The following is a 24747-nucleotide window of genomic DNA, read 5'->3' as shown; positions in this document are numbered from 1 at the left end:
TCCGATTTATGGCCAATCTCACGCTGGAAAACATCAAGAAGTCGTTCGGTGTCGTCGAGGTGATCCCGGGCGTCGACCTTGAGATCAACGATGGGGAGTTCGTGGTTTTCGTCGGCCCGTCGGGCTGCGGGAAATCGACATTGCTGCGCATGATCGCCGGGCTCGAAGACGTCAGCGATGGCGATATCCGGATCGACAGCGCCAGCGTGGTCAATACGCCCGCAGCCGATCGCGGGGTGGCGATGGTGTTCCAGTCCTACGCGCTGTATCCGCATATGACGGTGCGCGAGAATCTGAGCTTCGGGCTTGAAAACATTCGCATGGCCAAGCCCGAGATCGCGCGCCGGGTGTCCGATGCGGCGCAATTGCTGCAGATCGAGCAATTGCTCGAACGGCGGCCCAAGCAATTGTCGGGCGGCCAGCGCCAGCGCGTCGCCATCGGGCGGGCCATCACGCGCGATCCCAAGATATTTCTGTTCGACGAACCGCTCTCCAATCTCGATGCCGAATTGCGCGTTCTGATGCGGATCGAGATCACCAAGCTCCATGAGCGGCTGGGCAATACGATGATCTATGTGACGCACGACCAGATCGAGGCCATGACCATGGCCGACAAGATCGTCGTGTTGCGCAAGGGGGTGATCGAGCAGGTCGGCGCGCCGCTCGATCTTTACAACAATCCGCGCAATATCTTCGTTGCGGGCTTTATCGGATCGCCGCGCATGAATTTCATCGAAGGCAGCCTGGTCCGCACCGATGCCGGTCACGTCGCGTTCGAGGCCGAGGGTCTTCAGCCCTTGCCTCTGCCGGACGCCGATCCCTCCCTCGGCGCGCGTGAGCGCGTTACCCTCGGCGTCCGGCCCGAAGATTTCGTCATCTCGCGGGAAGCGGGGGCCGGGTGGCCGGTCGCCGTGGGAGTCGCCGAGCAATATGGCGCAAGCAGCTATCTCCACTGCACGCTCAAGGGGGAGATCCCGGTGCTCATCCATGAGGCGGGGCAGAGCCTTGCCAAGCGGGGGGACGTGCTCCACATCGCGCCCCGCGGCAAACAATATCATCTGTTCGATGCCGATGGGTTGGCCATCGGGCGATGAGCGGGCGGCTTTTGGGGTTCGAGCATGCGGGGATCGCCGTCAGCGATCTCGATGCCAGTATCGGGTTCTATTGCGAGCTTTTAGGGCTCGACCTGGTGCTGCGGAAACAGATGCCGCGCGGCTCGGGCGAGTTGGCGTTTCTCGAGACCGGCAATGGGCAGCTAGAATTGATCTGTCCGTCTCCACGGGTTGAGACACCTGCGCCGCGCCTGCCCGATAGTTCTGCGGGCATTCGGCATCTGACGTTTCGGTTCGACGATATCGATGCGGTGTTTGCGCGGCTGGTTGGGGCGGGTGTTGCGGTAATCGAAGCGCCGCGAGAGGCGTACAATAAGGAGATCGTGGCGCGGGTGGCGTTTGTTGCCGATCCGGATGGGATCGTGATCGAGTTGGCGCAGCGGTGAGCGATTAGATGGCCGCCGCCTCTCGGGTGATTGCGGCACGCATGCCGTCCTCCAGCATGACGCGCAGTCTCAAGAGGACGGTTTTCCGGAAAACGTCGTGGCTCTTGAGCGCGTCCGGGACGAAGCCGGGGAGGGCGAAGAGGGCGTTCAGCAGTGCCTCGGGCGACGCGGCTGATCTTGCCACAGAGAGCAGTTCGGCTTCGCGCGGGTCGCGGATGGCGTAGGCGCCGTCGATCGCGCCTTTGACATAAGCCATCCAGGCCGCTGTGGCGAAGGCGAAGCTCTGGGTGTCGGTGCCTTTATCGATCGCGGCGAGTGTCGCATCGAAAATGCGTGTCGGCATCTTCTGCGTGCCGTCCATGGCGATCTGGTAGGTCGGGTGGTCGATGGTGGGGTTTGCGAACCGCGCCAGAAGGGCTTCGCGGTGCTGGTCGAGATCGATGCCCGGCACTGCGTCGAGGGTAGTGGCCGCTGTGCGCATATGGCGGTCGATCAAGCGCTTGAGGTCGGGGTCGGCCATGGTCTCGCGGACGAATTTATGCCCGGCGACGTGGCCGGCATAGGCGAGCATGGAATGGGTGCCGTTGAGCATGACGAGCTTCATGCGCTCGTAAGCGCGCACGTCGGTGACCATCACCGCGCCACCTTTTTCCCAAGCCGGGCGACCGGCGCAGAAATCGTCTTCGATGACCCATTGGCTGAAGGGTTCGGTTTCGATCGCCGCACGATCATCGGCGCCGACGAGGGCACGCGCGTCGGCGAGGGTCTTTTCGGTCTGCGGCGGGGTGATCCTGTCGACCATTGTCGCGGGGAAACTGGCATTGGCCTCAATCCAGTCGGCTAGATCGCCATCGCGGCGGCGGGCGAAATCGAGGACGAGGCGTTTGAGGATGTGGCCGTTTTCGGGGAGGTTGTCGCAGCTGAGCGCCGTAAACGGGCCCGTGCCTTCTGCGCGGCGTTGGGCGAGACCGGCAACGATCAGGCCCACTGCGCTTTGAGGGGCGGAGAGGTCGGAGGCGAGATCGGCGGCAATCGCCGGGACATTGACGTCCAGCCCGCCGGTCGCCGGGTCGATGCCATAGCCTTTTTCGGTGATGGTGATCGAAACAATGCGGGTTGAAGGCGCGGCGAGGGCGGCCAGCACCGCTTCGGGGTCGGATGGGGCGTGGATGGCATCGGCGATGCTGCCGATCACCCGGCCGGCCGTTTCGGCATCGCGAACGAGGAGCGTATAGAGCCCGTTCTGGTCGTTGAGCTGATCGATCGCGTCTCGCGAGCGCAGGCCGATGGCGGTGATGCGCCAATCGCCACCCGCTGCCGCCAGCGCGTCGTCGGTATAGACGGCGAGGTGGGCGCGCATGAAGGCGCCGAGCCCGATATGGACGATGCCGATGCCCGCGGCGTCACGGTCATAGCCAGGCTTGGCGACGGTTGCGGGAAGGTTCTGGAGCGAATGAAACCGAGTCATGGAATCCTGTAGGCTGTCTTTGCGGCGTCATAGCAGAGCCAGCGCGCCTGATCGTGGGCAGTGGTCTGGCTGATCTTATGCTCTGCGACCATCTTGGCGAGAAACCCCGAGACCTCGCGGCGCCAGACGTCGTGGCGGGCCGGGATCGAGAGCAATGCGCGGGTGTCGTCGTTGAACCCGGCGAGATTTGTAAAGCCCGCTGTCTCGTGCATGGCGTCGAGATAGCGCCGGATCCCATTAGAGCTGTCGTGGAACCACCAGGGGGGCCCGACCATCAGGGCGGGCCAATATCCGGCCATGGGCGCCAGTTCGCGTGCGTAGGTGCTTTCATCGAGGGTGAACGCGATCAGCCGGAAATGTTCGGCATTGCCGTAGCGCGAGAGGAGCGCTGACAAGCCACCGACGAAATCGGTGCGCTGGGGGATGTCGTCGCCAAGATTGCGCCCGCGTTCGGCCTGCAGCAGCGGGTCGGTGGCGCGGCGTGATCCGGCGTGGATCTGCATCACCATGCCATCCTCGGCCGAAAGCCCGGCCATTTCGGTGAGCATCTGGGCGCGGAATTGTTCGGCCTCACCTGGGGTGAGCGTGCCCTTGAGCGCGCCGTCGAGGAGGGCCTGCTTTTCGGCCTGCGCCAGATCGGCGGTCAAAGCGGTGGGGACGCCATGATCGGTTGCCGTCGCCCCATGGGCGCGGAAATGAGCACGGCGGTTGGCGTGGGCTTTGATCATGCCGGCCCAGGTCGAGACGTCCTCGCCGGTGATCGCGCCGAGCTTTTCGATATTGGCTTTGAAATCGGCGGCGTCGGGGTCGGTCACGTCGTCGGGGCGGTAGGTGGTGCGGATGCGCTGGTTGAGCCCGTTGGCCTTGATGGTCGCATGATGATCGAGGGGATCGAGAGCGAATTCCGTGGTGGCGATCACCTCGACATTGGCGCGGTCGAGAATGGCGAGCGGGCGGAAATCGGCGTCAGCCAGTCTGGCGCCGATCAGATCGAAGGTTGCGTCGGCGGTGTCGGCGCTCAGAGGGGCATCGATGCCGAATTCGGTTGCGAGGGCATGATTGATCCAAAGTTCGGACGGGGTGCCGGCGAAGAGGGACCAGTTGGCGCAAAAAATCTGCCACGCGGCGCGGGGGTCGGCAACCGGGGCGCCATCCTTGCGCGGCACGGCAAGGGCGTCATAGGGGATGCCGCGCGAGCGCAGCATGCGCAGGACGTAATGATCGGGGATCAGAAACAGCGATGCGGCATCGGTAAAGGCGGAATTTTCGGCAAACCAGCTTGGATCGGTATGGCCATGCGGGCTGACGATGGGCAGGTCCGCGACCGTTTCATAGAGATTGCGCGCTATGGCGCGGATCGAGGGCTCGGCAGGGAACAGGCGGTCGGGATGCAGCAGGGGTTCAGTCATTGATGGCTGACCTTTTTAGTCCGAATTCAGGATGGTCGAAGGTGCGCATGATGCCGCGCAGTTCGGCGAGGCCCTTGAGGCGGCCGATGGTGGGATAGCCCGGCTGCGCCTTGCGGCCGAGATCGTCGAGAATGTCCTGGCCGTGATCTGGGCGCATGGGGATCTGGTGGTCGGCGCGGCCTTCGGCCTTGCGTCGGGCTTCTTCGGTCATGATGGCGGCGATGAGGGCGACCATGTCGGTGTCGCCGGCAAGATGCTCGTCCTCAAAGAACGATCCGGCGATGGCATTGCTGTCGCGTTTGACGTTGCGCAGATGGATGAAATGGACCTTTGGGGCCAGGGCTTTCATCATGGCGGGCAGATCGTTGTCGGGGCGGACGCCCAGCGACCCGGAGCACAGCGTTGCGCCATTGGCGGGGCTGTCGACGGCACTGAGGATGGTGCGGTAATCTTCGAGCGTCGACATGATGCGCGGCAGGCCCATGAGGGGGAAGGGCGGATCGTCGGGGTGGCAGCACATGCGCATGCCCAGCCGCTCGGCGACGGGCACGACCTCTTCGAGAAAGGCTATGAAATTGGCGCGCAGGCGGTCGGCGGAGATGTGATCGTATTCGGCCAGTTGCTGGCGCACGCCCTCGAGCGTGAGTTTTTCGGTCGAGCCGGGCAGGCCCGCCGTGATGTTATCGATCAGTTCGCGCTTGCGGCCGTCGGACATCTGGGCAAATCGCTCATGAGCGCGTGTTACGATCTCGGGGGCGTAATCGCCGCTGGCGTCGAACCGGGCGAGCAAATGGATATCGAAGGCGGCGAAATCGACGATATCGAACCGCATGCAGGTGCCGCCATGGGCGACGCGCCAGTTGAGATCGGTGCGCGTCCAATCGAGGATGGGCATGAAATTGTAGCAAATGATCTTGATGCCGGCGGCGGACAGGTTCTCGAGGCTGGTTTTGTAATTGGCGATATGGGTGCGCCAGTCGCCCTTCTGCTTCTTGATGTCTTCAGAGACCGGCAGGCTTTCGACCACTTCCCATTTGAGTCCCGATGGCGTGCCGTCGCTGCGCTTGCCGATCTCGGCCTGGCGGCGGGCGATTTCAGCGGGCTCCCAGATCGTGCCGTTGGGAATGTGGTGCAAAGCGGAGACCACGCCCTCGACGCCGGCCTGAAGCATGTCCTCGATCTTTGCCAGATCTTTTGGCCCGAACCAGCGCCAGGTCTGCCGCATCTTACTCTCCCATGGCCGTCTGGCCGCGTGCGTCGCATCGGTTGCGCGAACCCCCGGTCCGTGCGCCGATGTACATTTCGTCTTGCATTAAACTACTAGTATGGTAGCTACCTTCGGTCAATGGTCGGTGTCTCGAAACCGACCCTTTTCGATGTAAGATGGTGGCTCTGTGCGGGTGTTGAAAGTCGGTGCCGATGTTCGGAGAAGACCTGCTAGACGATTTCGGGACGCGTTCGGAGATGGCGCTTGGGTAGTCGCAGCAAAAATCTGTCCGACCTGGAGCCGGACCCTGTCCTCGATCCGCTGAGCGATGGCGCCATCGGTGCGCGGCAGGCGACGATGGGGCACAGGGTGTTCGTCGCCATCAAGCGGGCCATCGTGCATGGTCGGCTGGTGCCCGGTCATCCGGTTTCCGAGGCGGAATTGGCGCGTCAGCTCGGCGTTTCGCGTCAGCCGGTGCGCGAGGCGTTCATCAAGCTCTCCGATATGGGGCTCGTTGAAATCCGGCCCCAGCGCGGCACGTTCATCCAGAAGATTTCGCGCCGTGAAGTGGAAAACGCCCGCTTTCTGCGCGAGGCGATCGAAGGGGCCATCGCACGGCGCGCGGCCCAGGTCGCGACATCCGAGACCGTGCGGCCGCTTTGGAATCTGGTCGAAGAACAGGCGCAATGTGGCGATCTGCCGGACCAGAGCCGGTTTCTGGCGCTCGACGATGCATTGCATCACGAGATTGCCCGCATGGCCGATTGCGAACGCGGCTGGCGGGTGATCGAAGATCTGAAGGCCCAAATGGACCGCGTGCGCTATCTCTCGATCTCTTCGGCCACGCCGGCCAGCACCATCGTCGTTCAGCATCGCGATCTGGTGCAGGCGATCGCCGATGCTTCTCCCGACGCCGCGGAGGCTGCCATGCGGCATCATCTGCGGGAAATGCTCACATCGTTGCCTATCGTCATCGAGCACAATGCCGACGCGTTCGACGCCTAGAGCGTTCGCGCTTCCGAACCGGATAAATGGCGCCCACTTATCCTGGAAGCGCTCCGAGCGCTTTATACCGCTTGCTGGATGGGGATTTCGGCGCCGATCTGCATGGCCAGGTGATCGGCCATGCGCAGGGCCAGGGCGACAATCGTAATCGTCGGGGAATCGCTGCCGGCGGTCGGGAACACCGAACTGCCTGCGACAAAGAGATTGCCCATGCCGTGCACCTTGCAATCGGCATCGACCACGCCTTTTTTCGGATCGTTGCTCATGCGAGTAGTCGCCATATGGTGCCAGCATCCGATCACATTGGCTGGCCACTCGCTGCCATTGACCGGAGGACCAGACAGCGATGCGATCCCGGCGGTGGAGAGCCCGTCTCCGATCAGCTTGGGAAGTGTCGCAGCGTGGTGCTTGTCGAGAGCGGTCAACTGCCAGTCGATCTTGACGCGCGGCAAGCCGAGGGGGTCCTTCTGGTCCGAGAGCGATACGCGGCTAGCGGGATTTGGGACCGGCTCAAGCACGGATTCAAGATAGAAGTTCGTTCGGTTGCGGTCGCCATTGTAGCGCAGTTCGGCCACGGTGAGCATGGTGCCGGGAATGTGGGCCAGAAGGGTCGGCATCAATATGGCGACGTCGCGCGCCACCCGGCTGAGCGGATAGCCAAAGGTCTTCCGTCCCATCAACGAGCGCTGCAGGCGCTTGAGCGCGAGATAGGATTTGGACATCTCGTTGCCGCCATGGGCGACGAGATAGGTGCGCGAATTGGGCAGGCCCAGCTCGGTCTGGGTCTCGAATGTCGGGGCCAGATGGACCTCGATGTCGCGGTTGAGCCGCCGCCGCCCGGCGTTGACCCGGTGCATCGATGAATCATAGAGCGCCCGGTACCTCCGCGCGTCCGTGATGGTGATGCGCTGGGACTGAACGCGCGGGTGATCCATATAGTAGCGCCCGACGAGATCGTTCTGATTGCCGATGCCTTTGGTCTGGACGGCGTTCGAGCACAACAGCAATCTCGGGTTTTCGATGCCGCCCGCCGCGAGGACGAAATAGCGGGCGTGCGCGTGAAAGGTTCTGGCGTTCAGCGTCTGACGAGGATGGAGGAGACTTCGGTGCCGCTGTGGGTGGTCTGGATTTCAGCGGCGTTGGCGAAGAGATAGACTTTAATGTTCTGCGCGGTTTCGAGCTGATCGCGGTAGGCGCGTCCGAAGCGGGTGGGTGGACTGAGCTGGTTGAGGACGTTCTGGATCGTTGCGCCCGCCAAATCCATCAATTCTGCGCCGCGTGCGTCCATGCGCTCGCGCCAGAACTGGGTGCTGTAATCAGGGGGCCCGAGCTGCAAGAGGTCGTGGCTACGGGCATAAAAAGGCGCCAGGTCCGATTTTGAAATCGGCCAGCCGCTGTCGGGTATCCAGGCGCGTTCGGTAAAGTCGAAATCGTCGAGCGGTCGACACCAGCCGCCCCAGCAATTGGTGCTGCCACCCAAATAGCGCGAGCGGGAATCCTCAGGCCTGTCATGGGTGATGCCGATGCTTTCACCGGCGTAGAGCTGTTGGGTGGCGGGGTCGGCTCCCATGCCGCCGCCTTCGAGCAGTGTGACGTCAATGCTGTGCTTGGCCAGCTCGAGGGCCAAAGTGATGCCCGCCGCGCCGGCGCCCACAATGCAGACGTCCGAGGTTATGTGAAGGCCAGAATCCAGGCGCCGTGCGTCGACGAACATGATCTCGCTCCGCTGCCGCCATCGCGGAGCAGCGCCCAACATTTACTCCAATTGGATCAGCGAGCAAGAGTTAACATGTGTAAATATTTGCGTTCATCGAACGCCGTCACAAAAATGTCATATCAGAACAGGCTGGTGATCATCCGAATCGAGGTGATGGCGAGGAAACCCGCAAAGCACCAGCGCAGCGCGAGCTGGGGGATGGTGTGGGCGAGTTTGACGCCCAAGGGGGCTGTCAGCATCGATGTCGGGATGATGGCGATCAGCCCGGCCAGGTTCACATAGCCCAGCGAAAAGGGCGGCAGTCCCTCTGCGCCAAGCCCGAACAGCGCATAGCCGATAGAGCCGGGGATGGCGATGATCAACCCGATGGCCGCCGCCGTGCCCACGGCAAGGCGGATGGGGTAGGTAAAGAAAGACAATATGGGCACGGCCAAGGTGCCGCCGCCGATCCCCATCATTACCGAAATCAACCCGATGATCGTGGAGAGGATTTGCTTCAGCGGGGTCTTGGGCATCGGCTTGGGGGTGACGTTGTCGGCGGGCTTGAACGCCATGTTGATGGCGACCAGCGCGGCGATGATCGCAAAGACCAGCGTCAGGACAGTGCCCGAGACATTGCCGCCGATGATGGTGCCCAGAACGACGCCGAAGGCGATCCAGGGGCCCCAGCTCTTGAGCAAATCCATATCGACGCTGCCGCGCTTCCAGTGGGATCGCGCGGAGATAAATCCAGTAAAGATGATGGTCGCCAGCGACGTCCCGACAGCGACGTGCATGCGCACGGCTTCGGAAATATCGAGGGCGAGAAAGACAAAGAACAGGACGGGGACGATGACGATGCCGCCGCCTACGCCGAGCAGGCCCGAAATGATGCCGGCGACACCGCCGGTGGCGACCAGAATGGCAAGCAGGAACAGCGCCTGGCCCGGATCAACGTCGAACATGAGAGATTTTTCGTCCTGATATGGCGAGAGAAAAGCGGAGCGCGTGGCGCTCCGCTTTCATGGGTATGTAGGGTCAGACGACCTTGATGGTCAACTCACCAACGCCTTCGACGATGGCCGTCATCGTATCGCCGCGCTCGACGGCGCCAACACCGGAGGGCGTGCCGCTCATGATGATGTCGCCGGGCTGCAGTTCGAAAAAGCGCGAGAGGATCGAGATCATCTCGGGTACCTTCCAGAGCATCTGGTTGAGGTCGCCTTCCTGTTTGGTGTCGCCATTGACCTTGAGCACGACCTTGCCCTGATCGGGGTGGCCGATGCGGCTGGCCGGGATCAGCGGGCCGCAAGGGGCAGAGGCTTCAAAGCTCTTGGCGACTTCCCACGGACGACCGAGCTTTTTCGCGTCGGCCTGCAGGTCGCGGCGGGTCATGTCGAGACCGATGCCGTAGCCATAGACGTGGTCGAGCGCGTCTTCGACGGCGATGTCGGTGCCGCCCTTGCCGAGGGCCACGACCATTTCGATCTCGTGGTGCACATCAGAGGTTTCGGTCGGGTAGGGGAAGGTGCCGTCAGAGATCACCGCGCCGCCGTGCTTGAAGAAAAAGAAGGGTGGCTCCTTGTCGGGGTCATGGCCCATTTCCACCGCATGGGCTGCGTAATTGCGGCCGATGCAGAAGATGCGGTTGACCGGAAAGACGTCGGACGTACCTTCGACGGGCAGCGTCGGGATGGCGTTGGGCGTGATGACGAAGCCGGGGGCCTTGTCGGCTTTGAGTGCACTTTCATTCATGTGTTCAACTCCTAACGTGTGCGTAATATTCGATGCGCTTTTCCAAGCGGCCGATCAGGTCCGCCATGGTCAGGGCAAAGGTGAAGAGCAGGACGATCAGCGCCCAGAAATGGGACATCAGGAAGTTCTGCTGGTAGAGGGCGAACAGCGCGCCGACCCCGATGATCGAGACCAGCAACTGGCCGATGACCACGCCTTTGACGCCGCGCACGAGCCCCAGCCTTATACCGGCCAGGATTTCGGGGAGGGCGGCCAGAAGCACGATCTTGGCGCGTTCGAAGCGATTGGCGCCGAAGGAATGGGACATCTCCATCAGCGATGGGGAGATGTTTTGCACCCCGGCGCGGGTGTCGAGGACGATGATCCAGACGGCGAACATGAAGACCGTCACGACGACCGTCGGCGTGCCGAGGCCGAAGAGGATCATGAAGATCGGGACAAGCGCCGAGAGCGGGGCCGAGAGGAAGACGTTGACCCACATGTTGAGCATGTTGTCGATGGGCTTAAAGAGCCCCATCAAAATGCCCATGGTGATGCCGACGACCAGCGCCAGCCCCATGCCCAGCGCATAGGACGATGCGGTGATCCACAGCGCTTCGTTAAAGCTGCGGGCCGTCACCACTTCGCCCATGGCCATGAGGACCGACGAGAAGGGCGGAAACAGCATCAAGAGATCGAGCTGGCCGACGATCTCCCAGATGATCAGCCAGACCACCAGCGATGCCATTTTCGGGATTTTGCGTCCGTAAAGGGTCATGGCTCAATCCACGTATTTCTTGATGCCGTGCCAGATGTTCTCGACGGTTTCGAGATACACTTCGTTGCGGCGCAGCTCATCGGGGCCGATATCGGATGGGATGTCGGGGTCGATGATTTCGGACACTCGGCCCGGACGCGGTGAAAGAAGGATGATGCGATCAGAAACGTAAACCGCTTCCTCGATCGAGTGGGTGACGAAGATGAAGGTCTTTTTCTCCACTTCGCGCAGGCGGATCAAATCCTCCTGGAATTTGCGACGGGTCTGTTCGTCGACCGCCGAGAAGGGTTCGTCCATCAAGAGCACGTCGGCATTGACCGATAGCGCACGGGCGAGGCCGACGCGCTGGCGCATGCCGCCCGACAATTGGTGCGGATAGCTTTTCTGGAAGCCATCGAGCCCCACTTCCTTGACGTAGTGATTGGCGATGTCGTCGCGTTCGGCTTTCGGCTTGCCCTGCATCTTGAGCCCGAAGGCTGCGTTATCGAGGACGGTTGCCCAGGGCAGGAGCGCGAAATCCTGAAAGACGAAGGCGCGTTCGGGGCCGGGGGCGGTGACTTTCTTGCCGTTGACGAGGATATCGCCCTGCGTTGCGGGCAAAAGCCCGGCGATGATCTTGAGCAGGGTGGTCTTGCCGCAACCGGAGGGCCCGAGCAGGCTGGTCAATTGACCGGCTTCGAAATCGAGGTTGATGTCCTTGAGCGCCACGACCTCGGTGCCATAGACCTTCGAGACGTTTTTGACTTCGATGATCTTGTTGGCGCCGGTCACGGGCTGGGCTCCATTTTGAATGAATTCGGCTGTCGCGATCTTCATTTCACATTCCCTTTTTCCGGGCGGAACAGCAGGGTTTCGACCCATTGAAGCAGGCCCACGGCGATGACGGCGAACAAGACGATCGATGCGATGGTCGCGTACATGTGGGCGAAATTGGCCACCGAACGGTGGAAGGTGATGAGGTCGCCGATCCCTGTCGGGGTGATCAGCAGTTCGGCGAGGACGACGCCGGAGAACCCTTCGGCAACGCCGAGGCGCAGGCCGGCAAACATCATCGGGCTGGCGGCGGGTACGACGACGTACCAGATCTGCTGGCGGCGGTTGCCCATGAAGGAATGGCACATCGAGACCAGCGAGCCGGGCACGTTGCGCACGGCTTTGTACGAATTGATGGTGATGACCGGCATGGCCAGCATCACGACGGCGACGACCTTGGCGGTCAGCGAAATGCCGTAGATGAAGGTCACCAGCGGGATCAGGGCGGCCATCGGGGCGGCCTGCATCACGATAAAGATCGGCAGGGCCAGCCATTCGACGTCCTCGCGCAGCCCCATGGCGACACCCATGGTGACGCCCACGACGAGCGAGAACACCAGCCCGATGATCAATGGTTCGATAGTGCGCAGATAGGCAGCGCCCATGGAGCCATCCACGACCATGCTCCAGAAGGCGGCGACGGTTGCGGTGAAGGTGGGAAACGAGAAATTGAAGCCCGAGCGCCCGGCGATTTCCCAGGCCAGCGCGAACAGGGCGACCGATAACAGCTTCCAGATGAGGGGAAGCTGGGCCAGCCGCGACATCAGTCCGGGCGCGTCGGCCCGGTCGCGCAGCAAGGCCGGATCGGCCGTGTTAAGTGTCGACATGAAACCACCAGTGCGTTTGGTTCAGACCATTGGCGCATCTTGCAAATCGCAGAGCGCGTGATGGGCATGCGCGGGAAGCCCCCGCGCATGCCGGGCCGGTGTTACTGGCGCGCGGCGTCGACAGCGGTGAAGTCCCAATACATCGAGACATCCACATCGTCGCCTGGTTCTTCGACCTGGCCCGCAGCGGCCAGGAATTCGAGGTCGTCGATCGCATCTTCAGGCGTGCCGCCGCCAAGCGGCAGGACGCCGCCTTCGACAGCTTCGACATAAAATGCCGCGATGTCGTCGGTCGCCTGTGCGGGAAGGTCGGGGAGCAAGTCGTATTGCTCACGCCATTCGGCGACCTGTTCGGGGTTGTCGCTGATCTCTTGCCAGGTTCCGATCAATTCCTCGACGAACACGGCGAGATCGTCGCTGCGGGTTTCGAGGAAATTGACGTTGGCATAGAGCGCTTCGTCGGTGGCGTTGACGCCTTCGACGGGGAGCTGGACGAACTTGCCGGGGGCTTCGGTTTCGAGCAGGCGCATCGATGCAGCGTCAACGATCGATGCGTTGATGGTGCCCTGCAGCAGCGCGCCGGCGCGCACTTCGGCGCCGGGGACGTAGCTGATGTTGGAGAACGTGATGCCCTGAAGGTCTTCCATCAGCCGCATGAGCGCTTCGGTGCCCGAGCCGCGCGAGTGTACCGTGACTTCCTGACCGTCGAGGTCATCCCAGCTGGTATAGACTTCGGAATTGACGACCGGGAAGAACAGCAGCGTCGTCATGCGATAGAACATGCGGATCGGTGCGTTCGAGTTCTGAATGAAGGCATAGGGTGCGCCCACGCCGATATCGGCCTGACCGCCGACCACGGCCTGGGTCGCGACGTCCTCGGAATTAAAGAACGTCAGTTCCATGGGCACGCCGCGCTCCTTGGTGCGCTCCATGGCGACGAGCAGCCCAAGGCTTTCGACGCTGGCGATATCGCCCATGGCGACGCGGATCGGTGCGGGGTCCTGGGCCAATGCCGGCAGGGCGCTGAACGAGACGGCCATGGCCACGCTGGCCATGGCGCCGGTAAACAGTCTGCGTGTGATCTTCATAAGTTTCTCCTCCCTTGTGAACATCTTGGTCCAACCCCGGCCACGGCCCTCCTTTGCCACAACCAAACTTGGAATGGTTCGATGTTTTCACGAAATTGGTTTAGCGTCAACTGATAAGCAGTGTTGTGCCAAGCCGTTGTGCAAGTCGTCCAAGTGCTTGGAAACAATGGTAATTATAGATAGAAAACTCGGCGCCGATATACTGGATCATCAGCCCGACCAATGAATGGTCGCGCGAAAACGGTTGACTTGGCAGGGTTTGTGAGTAATTTCGCAAAACCAATCCCAATTGGTTCAGGGGTATGCATGAGCGCGGACACAGATGAAATTACAGAGGGCAATGGCGCGACGCTGGTGCAATTGCGCGCCTGGCTGACGCGGCACAATTTCCCGCCCGATACGCGCCTGCCGGCGGAGCGCGAGCTGTCCGAGCAATTGGGCGTTTCGCGCGCCGATCTGCGCAAGGCGCTGGCGACGCTTGAGGCCGAGGGCCAGCTCTGGCGGCACGTCGGCAAGGGCACGTTTACCGGCAGCCGGGTCATCGAAGTTTTGAGCCTTGCCGAAATCGACCGGGAAACCAATCCGGCCGAAGTGATGCGCACCCGGCTCTTGATCGAGCCGATCATTGCGCGCGAAGCGGCGCTCAATGCCACATCGCGCCATGTCGAAGCCATGCATCGTTGCGTGCAGCGCACCCATCGGGCCGGCACGTGGCGGCAATACGAGGCGGCCGACAATGAATTGCATCGCTGCATCGCCGAGGCCACCGACAACCGGTTGCTGCTGGCGCTGTTCGATGCGCTCAATGCGGTGCGCCGCGCCGTGGTCTGGGGGCTCTTGCGCTCCAATTCGGATCGCCCGCCTGCCGACCATCATTCATTTGGCGAGCACGACAGGATCATTGCGGCGATCGAGCAGCGCGACCTCGATGGGGCCAGCCGCGCCATGTACGACCATCTGCGCGCGGTCGAGCGGCACCTTATGGAGCCTGCCGACGCCCGCAAACGGCCCGGCGCCTGATGCCGGAATCGCACCCGGCGTGGCTAAAAAACCGGCAGATGGCGCGGCTTTGGCTTTTGCGTTGCGCCAGATTGGTCTAAAGCCTCTGGGCGGATACGGGCTCACCCAAGAGGATGCATAATGAAATTTGTCGGTCTTATTGCACGCGCCGTTGCGCTTATCGGCGCCGGTGCCATCTTCTTACGGCATAGGAAGGGCGCGCCAGTCGTCGAAGCCAAGGGCAGCGCCCCGACCATTCCCGAGGCCAAGCCGCAATCGGTGCCGACGCTGAAAATGCCGACGGCCATGGGCTGGAAGGACGGGCGCAAGCCGGTCGCCGCCGAGGGCCTTGCGGTCAACGCGTTCGCGCGTGGTCTCGATCATCCGCGCCAGGTGTTTGTTTTGCCCAATGGCGACGTGCTGGTCGCGGAATCCTGCTCGGTCTCAGACGCGCCCAAGACGCCGTTCGATTTCGCCATGCAGTCGACGATGCGCCGGGCTCGCGCGCTTGGCGAAAGCGCCAACCGCATCACCCTTCTGCGCGACGCCGATGGCGATGGGGTTGCCGAAATCCGCGAGATCTTTCTTGAAAACCTCAATCAGCCCTACGGCATGGCGCTGGTGGGCGACACGCTTTATGTCGGCAATACCGATGGCGTGGTGGCCTTCCCCTATCGCGACGGCGATCTCAAGATCACCGACAAGGGCAAGACGATCTTTACCACCAAGCCCGGCGGCCACTGGACGCGCAATCTGATCGTCTCGGAAGACCAGACCAAGCTCTATGTGGCTGTGGGATCGGTCGGCAATATCGGGCTCGAAGGCATGGAGGCCGAAGAGGACCGCGCCTGCATCCACGAAATCGATCTGGCCACCGGCGCCCATCGCGTCTTTGCCTCGGGTCTGCGCAATCCTGTCGGCATGGCGTTCGCGCCCGAAACCGGAATGCTGTGGACAGTGGTCAACGAACGCGACGGGCTGGGCGACGAGACGCCGCCCGATTATTTGACGTCGGTCAAGGATGGCGGGTTTTACGGCTGGCCCTATTGCTACTGGAACCAGATCGTCGACGATCGCGTCGAGCAGAAGCCCGAAATGGTCGCCAAGGCCCTGACGCCCGATTTCGCGCTGGGTGGCCACACCGCATCGCTCGGGCTGTGCTGGGTGCCCGAAGGGGTATTGCCGGGCCGCGGCGCGGGTATGGCGATCGGCCAGCACGGTTCGTGGAACCGCTCGACGCTGTCGGGCTACAAGATGGGCTTTGTGCCGTTCGCCAATGGCAAGCCATCCGGCCCCATGGAAGATATCCTCACCGGCTTTCTGACCGATGATGAAAAGCACTCCTATGGCCGCCCGGTCGGAACGGCGGTCGCCGCCGACAATGCCATATTGATGGCCGACGATGTCGGCGACGTCATCTGGCGGGTCAAGCCGGTCGGTTAAACTGCGCGGTATTCCGGCCGCTCTCCTGTGATCCCCCTTGGCCGCCGCCCTGAACTGCGCAATAGTGGTTTTGGGCGTTGCCAAGAGGGGGCGATGGACGAGCAGGGGGCGGATTTACGCCATGTCGTGGGGCTGCTGCGCAGGCAGCTTGGGGTGATCGCCGTCGCGGTGGTCGCCGCCCTCGCTATCGCGCTTGTAGCGCTTACCTCCATGCCGACGCTCTACACCGGAACGACCCTCATCATGGTCGATCCGGCGCGCCGGGCGCTGATCGAGCCCGAGGCGCAATCGACGGGCGCCATGTCGGAAAGCTGGCGCGTCGATAGCGAACTCGAAATCCTGAAATCCGACGCCGTGCTGCTGGCGGTGGTTCTGGCGGAGGACCTTACCGCCCATCCGGAATTTAACCGCGCCGGGAGCTCTCCCCAGGCGGCGGTCGCTGCGTTGCGATCCGCGCTCAGCGCGCAACGCGAGGGCCTGACCTCGGTCATTTCCGTTTCGGTCACCTCGCGCGATCCTGAAACGGCGGCGCAGCTCGCCAATGGCGTGGCCGAGGCCTATATCGGCATGCAATCTCAGGAAAAGGCGCAGAGCGCTATCGCCGCGTCGGACGTGATCGATGCGCGGCTGGCCTCGGCACGAGACGCGGTAACCGAGGCGCGCAGCGCGCTCGATGCGGCAATCGAAAGCCAACGTCCCGTCCCAAGACGCTTGCTCGACCTCGCCAATCTTTTGGCGGCGGAGCGATTGGCGAGCGTCGATCCGGAGGACGCGTCGGTGGTCGAGGCCGATCCGCCGGAAGAGGTGGCGCCGGCGCCCGCGCTCGACGGCTTGGAAACCACGCTCGTGGCCGCCGAGCTTCATTTCCGCACGCTGATCGAGCGCCAGACGGCCCTTGATCTGCAATCTGAATTCCAGCTTGCCGACAGCCGCATCGTCTCTGCGGCGCTGGTGCCCGTCACGCCAAGCGCGCCCAATCGGGGCGTCGTGCTCGCCGTGGCGCTTTTGAGCGGGCTCGGGATCGGGGTGGGTCTCGCCTTTGCCCGCGAAGCCTATGTCGGCGGTGTAACAAGCGGCAGCCAACTGGCCGCGGCCACGCGACGGTCGGTGCTATCTGTGATCCCCGAACAGAAGCGGGGTGCCGATCATCTGGCGCGGCTGATCGTCGACCAGCCATTGTCGCGTTATGGGGAAGCAATCCGGCGTACGCGCATGGGGCTGGACCGCGCATTTGCGGCAGCCGGTGACGCGGCGGATGGGCCGGGGCGCGTGGTTCTGGTCAGTTCGGCGCGCCATGGCGAGGGCAAATCGCTGACGGCGCTGGCGCTGGGGCGGTCCTATGCGCTGGCCGGGCGGAAAACGCTGCTGATCGACTGCGATGTGCGCAACCCCACCATCCATGCGCTTCTCGATGGCGCGGGCGGGCAGGGTGCGTCCGATGCGCTGGTGCCGTCCGCCGTGCCTGCGGCGCTGGGCGCGATGCTCATGGCCGACATCGAAACGGGCATGAGCGTCGTTGTCAGCACGCACCCATCCGAAATGGCGTCGGAGGAATTACTGTCGGGTTCAGATTTTTCGCGTCTCATGGCGGCGGCGGTCGAAAATTTCGACATCGTCATCCTCGATGGCCCCGCGGTGGGCGAGAGTGCGGATGCGCTGCACCTGGCGCGGTTCGCCGATGCCGTCCTGATGGTTGTCCGGTGGGCCCATACGCCACAAAGCGAGGTCCGGCAGGCTCTAGCACAACTTGCCGACGCTGTCCCGCCGGGCGCGAGTCTTGTCATGGTGCTCAACCGTGCGCGCGGGCATGGCGCAGGCAGCGACAACAAACAACGATTGATGCGCAATGGGTTACGCCCTCTGCGCCGATGGGGTAGAGAGGTTCGATCGCGACAATAGGAAGGTCGAACCCTCTTGGTGATGGTTGAAAAACCGGCATTCGGCACATCGGGCCTGCGCGGGCCGGCAGACGGTTTTGACGCTGCCATCGTCGGCGCCTATGTCACAGCGTTTCTTGCGACCTCCTGCCAGACTGCGCGCGAAAAAACCCTCGCCATCGCGTGGGATAGACGCGCGTCGAGCCCGGCCATCGCAGCGCGGGTCGCCGCTGCCGCGCAAGGCGCCGGCTGGCAGACGATCTCATGCGGCGAAATCCCCACGCCTGCGCTTGCGCACTTTTCTCTGGGCCTGGCCATCCCGGCCATCATGGTGACGGGCAGCCATATACCGGCGCGCTATAATGGGCTGAAATTTTATCGGCCGGAGGGCGAGCTGCGCAAGGCTGACGAGGCCCCGATACGAGATTTGGCCGAGGCGCGTCTCATTGACGATTGGTCCGGAGCCGAGCCTCATGAACCCGTCATCGATGATCGCGCGCGCAAAAATTATCGCGAACGGTTTTTATCGGCCTTCGCGCCGGACGCGCTGGCCGGTCTGACGCTCGGGGTCTTCACCCATTCGGCTGTCGGCCGCGACGATCTGGTGGCAATCCTCAAAGCGCTTGGGGCGCGGTGCGAAGCGTTCGGCGCGAGCGATGATTTCGTCGCCGTCGATACTGAAGCGGTGGGGGCCGAACATCTCGAGGTCATGCGGCAGGCGCTGCGGGCTCACGGGTGCGACGCTGTGGTCTCGACCGATGGAGACGGGGATCGACCGCTGCTGCTCAGTGAGTACGGGGCGCAGGTCAATGGCGACATCATCGGCGCTCTCGCCGCCCGCGCGCTGGGGGCCAAAACCATCGTCACCCCGCTGACCTCGACGAGCGCTATCGAAGCGAGCGGGTGGTTCCAGACGGTCATCCGCACACGAATCGGTTCGCCCTATGTCATCGAAGCTATGGAGACGGCCACCGGCTCCGGCATCGTCGGTTTTGAGGCCAATGGTGGGTTCCTGACGCAGACGACGCTCACGCGCGACGGGCGCGCGATTTCGGCGCTGCCGACCCGCGATGCGCTGCTGCCCATCATTGCCGTTCTTGCTGACGCAAAGAGCAGGCAAGAACCGATCAGCGCACTGGTGGCGCACTTGCCGCCGCGCGCAATGCGTGCAGACCGGCTGAAAGATGTGCCTCAGGTGGCCGGCCAAAGCTTGGTCGCCCGGCTTGCCGAGGACGAGGATTTGCGCCGGCGTCTCGATCCGGCGCTCGCCACCCCCGCCGCTATCGATCGCACCGATGGCACGCGTCTGACGTTAAGCGATGGCCGCATCGTTCATGTTCGCCAGTCCGGCAATGCGCCCGAATTGCGCTGCTATGTCGAAGCCGATACCAACGAGAGCGCGCGCGAGACGCTGGCGGCGATGATCGCGCGGCTCGAAACACTGTTGGAGACTTTGGATGGCTGAATTTTCGCCCGGCCGGATCACCCCGATCATTCTCGCAGGCGGCTCGGGCACGCGGCTGTGGCCCATGTCACGCTCGTCTCGGCCAAAGCAGTTCCTGCCGCTGATGGGCGCGCACAGCCTCTTTCAGGTTACCCTGCTGCGCCTTGCCGGCGACCCGCGCTATGGCGCGCCGATCGTCGTCACCAACAGCGACTACCGCTTTCTGGTCGCCGAACAGGCGCAGGACGTGGGTGTCGCGCCCGATGCGATCATCCTCGAGCCCGTGGCGCGCAACACGGCACCGGCAATTGCCGCAGCGGTTGCCGTGGTGGCGAGAGGGGATGCGGGGCGGATCGTTCATGTCCTGCCGTCCGATCATCTGATCACCGTGGATGACAAGTATCGCGCAGCGCTCGACGCGGCAGAGACAGCGGCACTGGCCGGGGCGCTGGTCACCTTCGGCATCACGCCCACCGAGCCGGCCACCGGGTTCGGCTATATCGAGGCGGGCAGCGAGAATGCCGCCGGCGGCCATAAGATCAATCGCTTCGTTGAAAAGCCCGACGCCGAACGGGCGGCCGAAATGATTGCGGCGGGGCATTATTTCTGGAATTCGGGCATGTTCGTCTTTGCCGCGCAGACCCTGCTCGATGAGGCACAAGCGCTGGCGCCCGAGATATTGGACGCTGCGCAAAAGGCCGTCGCCGCGGCCCAGACCGATCTCGATTTTTTAAGGCTCGATCCCGACGCGTTTGCCGCTGCCCCCGATATTTCCATCGACTACGCGATCTTTGAAAAAACGACGTGCGGGGTCGTGGTGCCCGCAGCGATCGCTTGGTCCGATCTCGGCTCGTGGGATGCCGTCTGGAAGGCCGGCGATCACGATAGCGCGGGCAATGTGGCGCAAGGGCCCGTCACGCTGCGCAATGTCACATCATCGCTTGCGGTATCGGAAAAGCTCCATGTGGTGATCGAGGGGTTGAGCGATATCGCCGTTCTGGCCAGCGAGGACGCCGTCTTTGTGGGTCGGCTGTCGGACGCCCAGGCGGTGGGGGCCGTGGTGCGCGATCTTAAAGCGGACCCGACGACGAGCCCGCTGACCGAAACCCATCTCACGAGCTATCGTCCCTGGGGCGGTTATGCGTCGATCCACAATGGCGAGCGGTTTCAGGTCAAGCGGTTGTTCGTCAAACCCGGCAAGCGGTTGAGCCTGCAGAAGCACTTTCATCGCGCCGAGCACTGGGTTGTGGTGCGCGGCACGGCCGAAGTGCAATTGGGCGACGATGTGCGGATCCTGCGAGAAAACGAGAGCATCTACATTCCCCAGGGCGCGCGCCACCGGCTGTCCAATCCGGGCAAGATCGAGCTCGAATTGATCGAGGTTCAGACCGGCTCCTATCTTGGGGAAGACGACATCATCCGCTTTGCCGACGAGTTCGGGCGGAGCTGAACTAAGCCAGTTTATCCCCGCAGGTCCCCATCGCTCCTATCCTTGGCCGTTCAATTTCGGACAAGGAGACGATGTTATGAATGATGTGTTTTCCAGCCGTGCGGGTGGGCAGGAGGGATCGGCGACCGGCGGGTTCGCCATTGTTGCCGACAATGATGCCGATCTCGATACGACGACCCGGGCGATCTATGTCGGCACCGGCGGTACGCTGGCCGTAGCGCTGCAGCGCGGCGACATACTCACCTTCCACAATGTGCCTGACGGCGCGCTGTTGCCCGTGCGCGCGACCCGCGTTTTGGAAACGACGACAGCCACCCAGCTTGTCGGGCTCTACTGATGACGGGGCTCTCGCTGGGGCTGTCGCTTGAGGCGGGGGCGGGGCGAACGTTGGCCGCCCGCGTTCGCCCGTCTCGATTGCTCGATATCGATTTCACGCGTGACCGCTTTCGCCACGGCGCGCGAGCATACCCGAGCCTTTCGTCGCTGCTCGCCGCCGCCGGAGGCGTTGCGGCCGGTGCGGCGCTGACCTTTGGCCCCAACGTTGCGCCCGATGCCGAGGAGCTGCTGGTCAATGGTGATTTCTCGGCCGGCGATCTTTCGGGCTGGACCGTGGTTGCGCCGGGTGGGGGCACGGCGAGCGTGGTTGGCGGTGCCGCGCGGCTGACCTCCACCGGGGCTCCGGTTGGCATCACCCAGTCCGTAACGGTGGTTGCCGACACAGCCTATCTGGCGCGCTATCGGGTGATTGGGGGGACGACAAATTTCCGCATTGGCGGGCTTTCGCCTACCGCCGCGGGACCGGCCGGCGGGACGCGGGCACCGGGACTTTACGCCGACAGTTTTTCTGCCGATGGCACGCCGTCGCATTTTTACGCGTTTCGCAGCGGAGACGGCATGGTTTCGGTCGACGATCTCAGTCTCAAGCCCTGCACGCCGCTGGCGGGAATGGATCGGTCGGGCATCACTGTCGAGATATCGGCCAGCGTGGCGGCAGATGCGGACGGCGTGCAAATCCTCTGGTCGTGCGGCCACCTCATGACGGCCGATGCTGGCGACGACATCGCCATTCTGCGCGACGGGGCAGGGCATCTGCGGGTTCGCTGCCGTTATGCTGCGTCGGTCGTCGTCGATCTCGATCTCGGGTCGGTGGCACCGGGCGGTGCCTTAGACGTGCGGGTGAGTTTTTCGCCCGATCTGGTCAGCGCGCAGCGCGGAGATGGCCCGATCCGCTCAATGGTGCCTTCCCATATGGCGGGGTTCGGCGTCATGCGTGTGGGGCATGATCATGCCGGCAATGCCTGGACTGGCGAGATCGCGCGTCTTGGCGTTTTCGCTGGCGGTGCGCGACGTGATCTCGAACGCCTTGCCACTGGCGCCATACGGTTCGAGGGCGACAGCTTTGCAATTTCGGTCATGGGCGTATCGCTTCCGGCAACGCTCGAAGCGCTGATGGATCGCGGGGTGATCACGACGGCAATCGGCAATTCCACGGCGGCCGATATCGCGGCCCGCATGGGGGCTTCAGAGTTCGCTCACCTTCTGGCGCGGACGACGATCATCTGGGACGGGTCGGAAAATCCGGTCGCCACACTGGGCGAAGTGCCGGACTATCTCGATCATCTCGCCGCCGCCGTGACGGCGCTGGGGCATCACCGCTATGTCATGATCCCGCCCTGCGCCAATCTCGGGGAGAGCGATTTCGCCGTGCACGATGCCATTCGCATCGGGTTCTTGTCGCGTTGGCCAGGCCATTGCCTCGATTGGCGCGATCATCTGCACCTCGATGGCAATGGTGCGCCGACGGCTGCGATGTTTGCCGATCCGGAGACCGACACGACCCATCTGGGGCAGGTGGCCATGGGCATCATGGCAGCGGCAATCGCCGGCCATCTAGAGGCAAGGGGTTGGTAGCGGGGGCCGTCGTCGGCGCGAGCAGCGCGACAAGCTGCTCGCGCTGCGCGTCATCACAGCGCCGCCGATCGCGGGCCAGAACCAGCGTGCGCCGGCGCAGGTCGGCCATGGCTTCACTATCGCCCGCCAGGGCTTTGATGGTTTCGACGAGACCTGAGAGATCGGACGCCACGGGGTCGAGCCGAAGGCCGGGATCGTCGAGCAGCATGGTTGCGATCGAGCCGCGCTGGCTGGCGGCGACGGGAATGGCTCGATCCTGCGCCTCGATGATCACCAGCGGCTGGGCTTCATTGGCGTAGCGGCTGGGCAGGACCAGAAGGTCGATCTGGGCAAAGAAACTTTCGCGCGCCTTGCCATGGACCGGCCCGAGCCATTCGATGCCGCACAATCTTTCTTGAGCGTTCTGCAAAAGATCGGTGATCCCGGCTTCGGCCGCCGGGCCGGCAATCACCGCTTTTGTCGCATGACCGCGCGCCCGCAAGAGCGCGACGAGATCGATGAATGTGTCGATCCCTTTGTCACGCGTGAGGTTGGCCAGAAACCCGATGGTGCGGAGCGGCCCGGCGCGCGGGCTGGGCGATGCAGCGGGCAGGTGGATGGCGTTGGAGACGACGGTCACCGCACCGCAGTTCGCGTAGCGTTCGGACAGTTTCCGGGCCATTGCGCTGCAGAGGACGATGTGGTGCTGGTGATGACCGGCTAGGGCAATGATCGTCGCCATCAATGGGGAGCGGCGGTCGAGATAGGCAAAGCTGTGGTGATGGAAGACGATTTCGAACCCGCGTAGGCGCGCCGCGACCGTCAAAATCAGATCGTATGCAAGACCCCAGCCGCCTGACAGCACCAGATAGGTTTTCGTGGCCCGCGAGGCTGTCAGGATCGCAACCAAAGCGATGAGACAGGCCCGGAGGCGCCGGATGTGATAGGTGGGGCCGCGGTGCAGGGTGCCGGGCGAAGTGGACAGCCGCCGCGCCCGAATACCGCTGGCGGCAACCAGATTTGTCGTGGCCTCTGTGACCAGTCCGGCGCCATGGACAGGCGGCGGAAAGGGGCCGATCATCAGGGCAGGCGGGGTGCGCGCCATGCGGAAGATATCGAGATATCGCTGCGCCACGCGATCGGGCGTCATAGCGGCCAGGCGGTTTCGGGCGCATGCGAAATCGCGGACCGGATCGGCGAGGTCCAGCAGGGTCTCGATGGCATCTGCGATGGTCTCAGGCGTCGCATCGAGGGGCAGGAAGAATTTGTAATCCTCGCCCAAAATCTCGCGATGCGGCGCGATGTCGGAGGCAAGGATCGGTATGCCCGCCTGCACCGCCTCGAGCAGCACATTGGCGGTGCCTTCGTGCCGGCTCATCGTGACGAGCGCCGCGGCGCGGCCCAGCCATGCCGCCGGATTTTTAACGAAGCCCGGTCGTACGATGCAGTGGCCGAGCCCTCGGGTTGCGACCACGTCGTCGATGGTTTCGCCGAGGCTGCCCTGGCCCACAATCGCAAAGGCAAGATCGGGCCGTTTTGGCGCGAGGGCGCAAAAGCCCGCGAGGGTTGAAAGGATGTTTTTCTGCGCCTCGAGGCGACCGACGGCGAGCACAAGCTTTTCGCGTGGGCGCGTTTCGTGGATCTGCGATGCGACGATGTTGTCGGCTCGCATCACCATGTCGTTGCGCCCTGCCCATAGCGCGATCCCGGCATCGGAATTGGCGACGATCGCGTCGGCGAACCGGCCCAGCAGCATGCGCAGGCGAAACCGCACGCCGTTCGGATAGGCGCTGTCGCGTTCAGTCATCACCCATGCCGCGCCTCTGCTCGCCATGCGCAGCACGGGGCCGAAAACGTCGCAGACGATCTGCCAGGTCAGGATGATATCGGGCCGGATCGCCCGTACGGTTCGGGCCGCATCGAACAATAGGCGCGGGTCGAAATGGCTACGGGGGACGAGGTCGTGGATGCGCAATCGGCGCGTCTGCAAGGCCGCGTCGTGGATTTCGCCCTTGCGAAAGCGCACGAGATGGAGGTCCAGCCCATCGATTTCCTGCAGCGCGTTGAGGAGGCGGATGCACTGGATCTGCGCGCCGCCATCGCCAAAGCCGGGGATCACGA

Annotated in this window: 22 protein-coding genes; 10 read left to right on the top strand and 12 right to left on the bottom strand. The window is 63.3% G+C overall.

The genetic code is table 11. From position 1 onward, the window contains the following. The first annotated feature begins 8 nt into the window (after positions 1-8). Positions 9-1094, top strand: coding sequence for an ABC transporter ATP-binding protein (locus BLR31_RS00800; RefSeq protein ID WP_090589797.1), 1086 nt, complete (start codon positions 9-11; stop codon positions 1092-1094). Next, entirely contained in the window at positions 1091-1498 is a 408-nt protein-coding gene (locus BLR31_RS00795; RefSeq protein WP_090589793.1) for a VOC family protein, read from the top strand. The genes BLR31_RS00800 and BLR31_RS00795 overlap by 4 nt, the downstream gene beginning before the upstream one ends. Positions 1499-1502: 4 nt before the next feature. On the opposite strand, the gene BLR31_RS00790 is transcribed toward BLR31_RS00795, so the two are convergent. Genes BLR31_RS00790 through uxuA form a run of 3 tightly spaced genes read right to left on the bottom strand, consistent with a single transcriptional unit; the run spans position 1503 to position 5600 of the window. Further along, entirely contained in the window at positions 1503-2966 is a 1464-nt protein-coding gene (locus tag BLR31_RS00790; protein WP_090589789.1) for a mannitol dehydrogenase family protein, read from the bottom strand. Then, entirely contained in the window at positions 2963-4375 is a 1413-nt protein-coding gene (uxaC, locus tag BLR31_RS00785) for a glucuronate isomerase (protein ID WP_090589785.1), read from the bottom strand. Before uxaC ends, BLR31_RS00790 begins: the two co-directional genes overlap by 4 nt. Beyond that, complete coding sequence (gene uxuA / locus BLR31_RS00780) at positions 4368-5600, bottom strand: mannonate dehydratase (protein ID WP_090589782.1); 1233 nt, start codon at positions 5598-5600, stop codon at positions 4368-4370. Before uxuA ends, uxaC begins: the two co-directional genes overlap by 8 nt. Before the next feature lie 246 nt (positions 5601-5846). Between uxuA and BLR31_RS00775 the strand changes: the two genes are divergently transcribed. Then, positions 5847-6587, top strand: coding sequence for a GntR family transcriptional regulator (locus BLR31_RS00775; RefSeq protein ID WP_210183870.1), 741 nt, complete (start codon positions 5847-5849; stop codon positions 6585-6587). A 62-nt stretch (positions 6588-6649) separates the two neighbouring features. Here BLR31_RS00775 and BLR31_RS00770 read toward each other — a convergent pair whose 3' ends face one another. The 8 genes from BLR31_RS00770 to BLR31_RS00735 all read right to left on the bottom strand — a co-directional run bounded on the left by BLR31_RS00770 (position 6650) and on the right by BLR31_RS00735 (position 13523). After that, complete coding sequence (locus BLR31_RS00770) at positions 6650-7588, bottom strand: GMC family oxidoreductase (protein WP_143009273.1); 939 nt, start codon at positions 7586-7588, stop codon at positions 6650-6652. Between the two features lie 74 nt (positions 7589-7662). Beyond that, complete coding sequence (locus BLR31_RS00765) at positions 7663-8301, bottom strand: FAD-dependent oxidoreductase (RefSeq protein WP_176762444.1); 639 nt, start codon at positions 8299-8301, stop codon at positions 7663-7665. Positions 8302-8423: 122 nt separating this feature from the next. Continuing rightward, positions 8424-9248: a sulfite exporter TauE/SafE family protein gene (locus BLR31_RS00760; RefSeq protein WP_090589771.1), complete on the bottom strand. Its 825-nt coding sequence runs from the start codon at positions 9246-9248 to the stop codon at positions 8424-8426. Between the two features lie 73 nt (positions 9249-9321). Then, positions 9322-10038 carry a fumarylacetoacetate hydrolase family protein gene (locus tag BLR31_RS00755; RefSeq protein WP_090589768.1) on the bottom strand — a complete coding sequence of 239 codons (717 nt, stop codon included), beginning with the start codon at positions 10036-10038 and terminating at the stop codon, positions 9322-9324. Between the two features lie 4 nt (positions 10039-10042). Further along, positions 10043-10795: an ABC transporter permease gene (locus BLR31_RS00750; RefSeq protein ID WP_090589764.1), complete on the bottom strand. Its 753-nt coding sequence runs from the start codon at positions 10793-10795 to the stop codon at positions 10043-10045. Between the two features lie 3 nt (positions 10796-10798). Continuing rightward, on the bottom strand, positions 10799-11611 hold the full coding sequence (locus BLR31_RS00745; protein ID WP_090589760.1) for an ABC transporter ATP-binding protein: 813 nt from the start codon (positions 11609-11611) through the stop codon (positions 10799-10801). After that, the gene (locus BLR31_RS00740; RefSeq protein WP_090589756.1) at positions 11608-12435 is read right to left on the bottom strand and encodes an ABC transporter permease; all 828 of its coding nucleotides are present in this window, start codon (positions 12433-12435) and stop codon (positions 11608-11610) included. Before BLR31_RS00740 ends, BLR31_RS00745 begins: the two co-directional genes overlap by 4 nt. A gap of 101 nt (positions 12436-12536) precedes the next feature. Continuing rightward, on the bottom strand, positions 12537-13523 hold the full coding sequence (locus tag BLR31_RS00735) for an ABC transporter substrate-binding protein (protein ID WP_090589752.1): 987 nt from the start codon (positions 13521-13523) through the stop codon (positions 12537-12539). Between the two features lie 306 nt (positions 13524-13829). Between BLR31_RS00735 and BLR31_RS00730 the strand changes: the two genes are divergently transcribed. From BLR31_RS00730 to BLR31_RS00700, 7 genes are all read left to right on the top strand, one after another. Continuing rightward, complete coding sequence (locus tag BLR31_RS00730; protein WP_090589748.1) at positions 13830-14543, top strand: FadR/GntR family transcriptional regulator; 714 nt, start codon at positions 13830-13832, stop codon at positions 14541-14543. Positions 14544-14663: 120 nt separating this feature from the next. Then, positions 14664-15965 carry a PQQ-dependent sugar dehydrogenase gene (locus BLR31_RS00725; RefSeq protein ID WP_090589744.1) on the top strand — a complete coding sequence of 434 codons (1302 nt, stop codon included), beginning with the start codon at positions 14664-14666 and terminating at the stop codon, positions 15963-15965. A gap of 93 nt (positions 15966-16058) precedes the next feature. Further along, on the top strand, positions 16059-17864 hold the full coding sequence (locus tag BLR31_RS00720; RefSeq protein ID WP_090589741.1) for a polysaccharide biosynthesis tyrosine autokinase: 1806 nt from the start codon (positions 16059-16061) through the stop codon (positions 17862-17864). 21 nt (positions 17865-17885) lie between these two features. Then, positions 17886-19307: a phosphohexomutase domain-containing protein gene (locus BLR31_RS00715; protein WP_090589738.1), complete on the top strand. Its 1422-nt coding sequence runs from the start codon at positions 17886-17888 to the stop codon at positions 19305-19307. After that, positions 19300-20736, top strand: coding sequence for a mannose-1-phosphate guanylyltransferase/mannose-6-phosphate isomerase (locus BLR31_RS00710; protein ID WP_090589735.1), 1437 nt, complete (start codon positions 19300-19302; stop codon positions 20734-20736). The genes BLR31_RS00715 and BLR31_RS00710 overlap by 8 nt, the downstream gene beginning before the upstream one ends. 76 nt (positions 20737-20812) lie before the next feature. Next, entirely contained in the window at positions 20813-21073 is a 261-nt protein-coding gene (locus BLR31_RS00705) for a spike base protein, RCAP_Rcc01079 family (protein WP_090589731.1), read from the top strand. Further along, complete coding sequence (locus BLR31_RS00700) at positions 21073-22647, top strand: hypothetical protein (RefSeq protein WP_090589728.1); 1575 nt, start codon at positions 21073-21075, stop codon at positions 22645-22647. The genes BLR31_RS00705 and BLR31_RS00700 overlap by 1 nt, the downstream gene beginning before the upstream one ends. On the opposite strand, the gene BLR31_RS00695 is transcribed toward BLR31_RS00700, so the two are convergent. Beyond that, a complete protein-coding gene (locus BLR31_RS00695) occupies positions 22601-24745 on the bottom strand; it encodes a glycosyltransferase (RefSeq protein ID WP_176762443.1) in 2145 nt (714 codons plus the stop codon). The two genes, BLR31_RS00700 and BLR31_RS00695, sit on opposite strands and share 47 nt — an antisense overlap. Positions 24746-24747 lie beyond the last annotated feature (2 nt).

Source organism: Pelagibacterium luteolum, from assembly GCF_900100665.1.
GTDB classification, from domain to species: domain Bacteria; phylum Pseudomonadota; class Alphaproteobacteria; order Rhizobiales; family Devosiaceae; genus Pelagibacterium; species Pelagibacterium luteolum.
The sequence above is the reverse complement of the archived record's forward strand: the minus strand, read 5'-3'. Positions and strand labels throughout refer to the sequence as shown.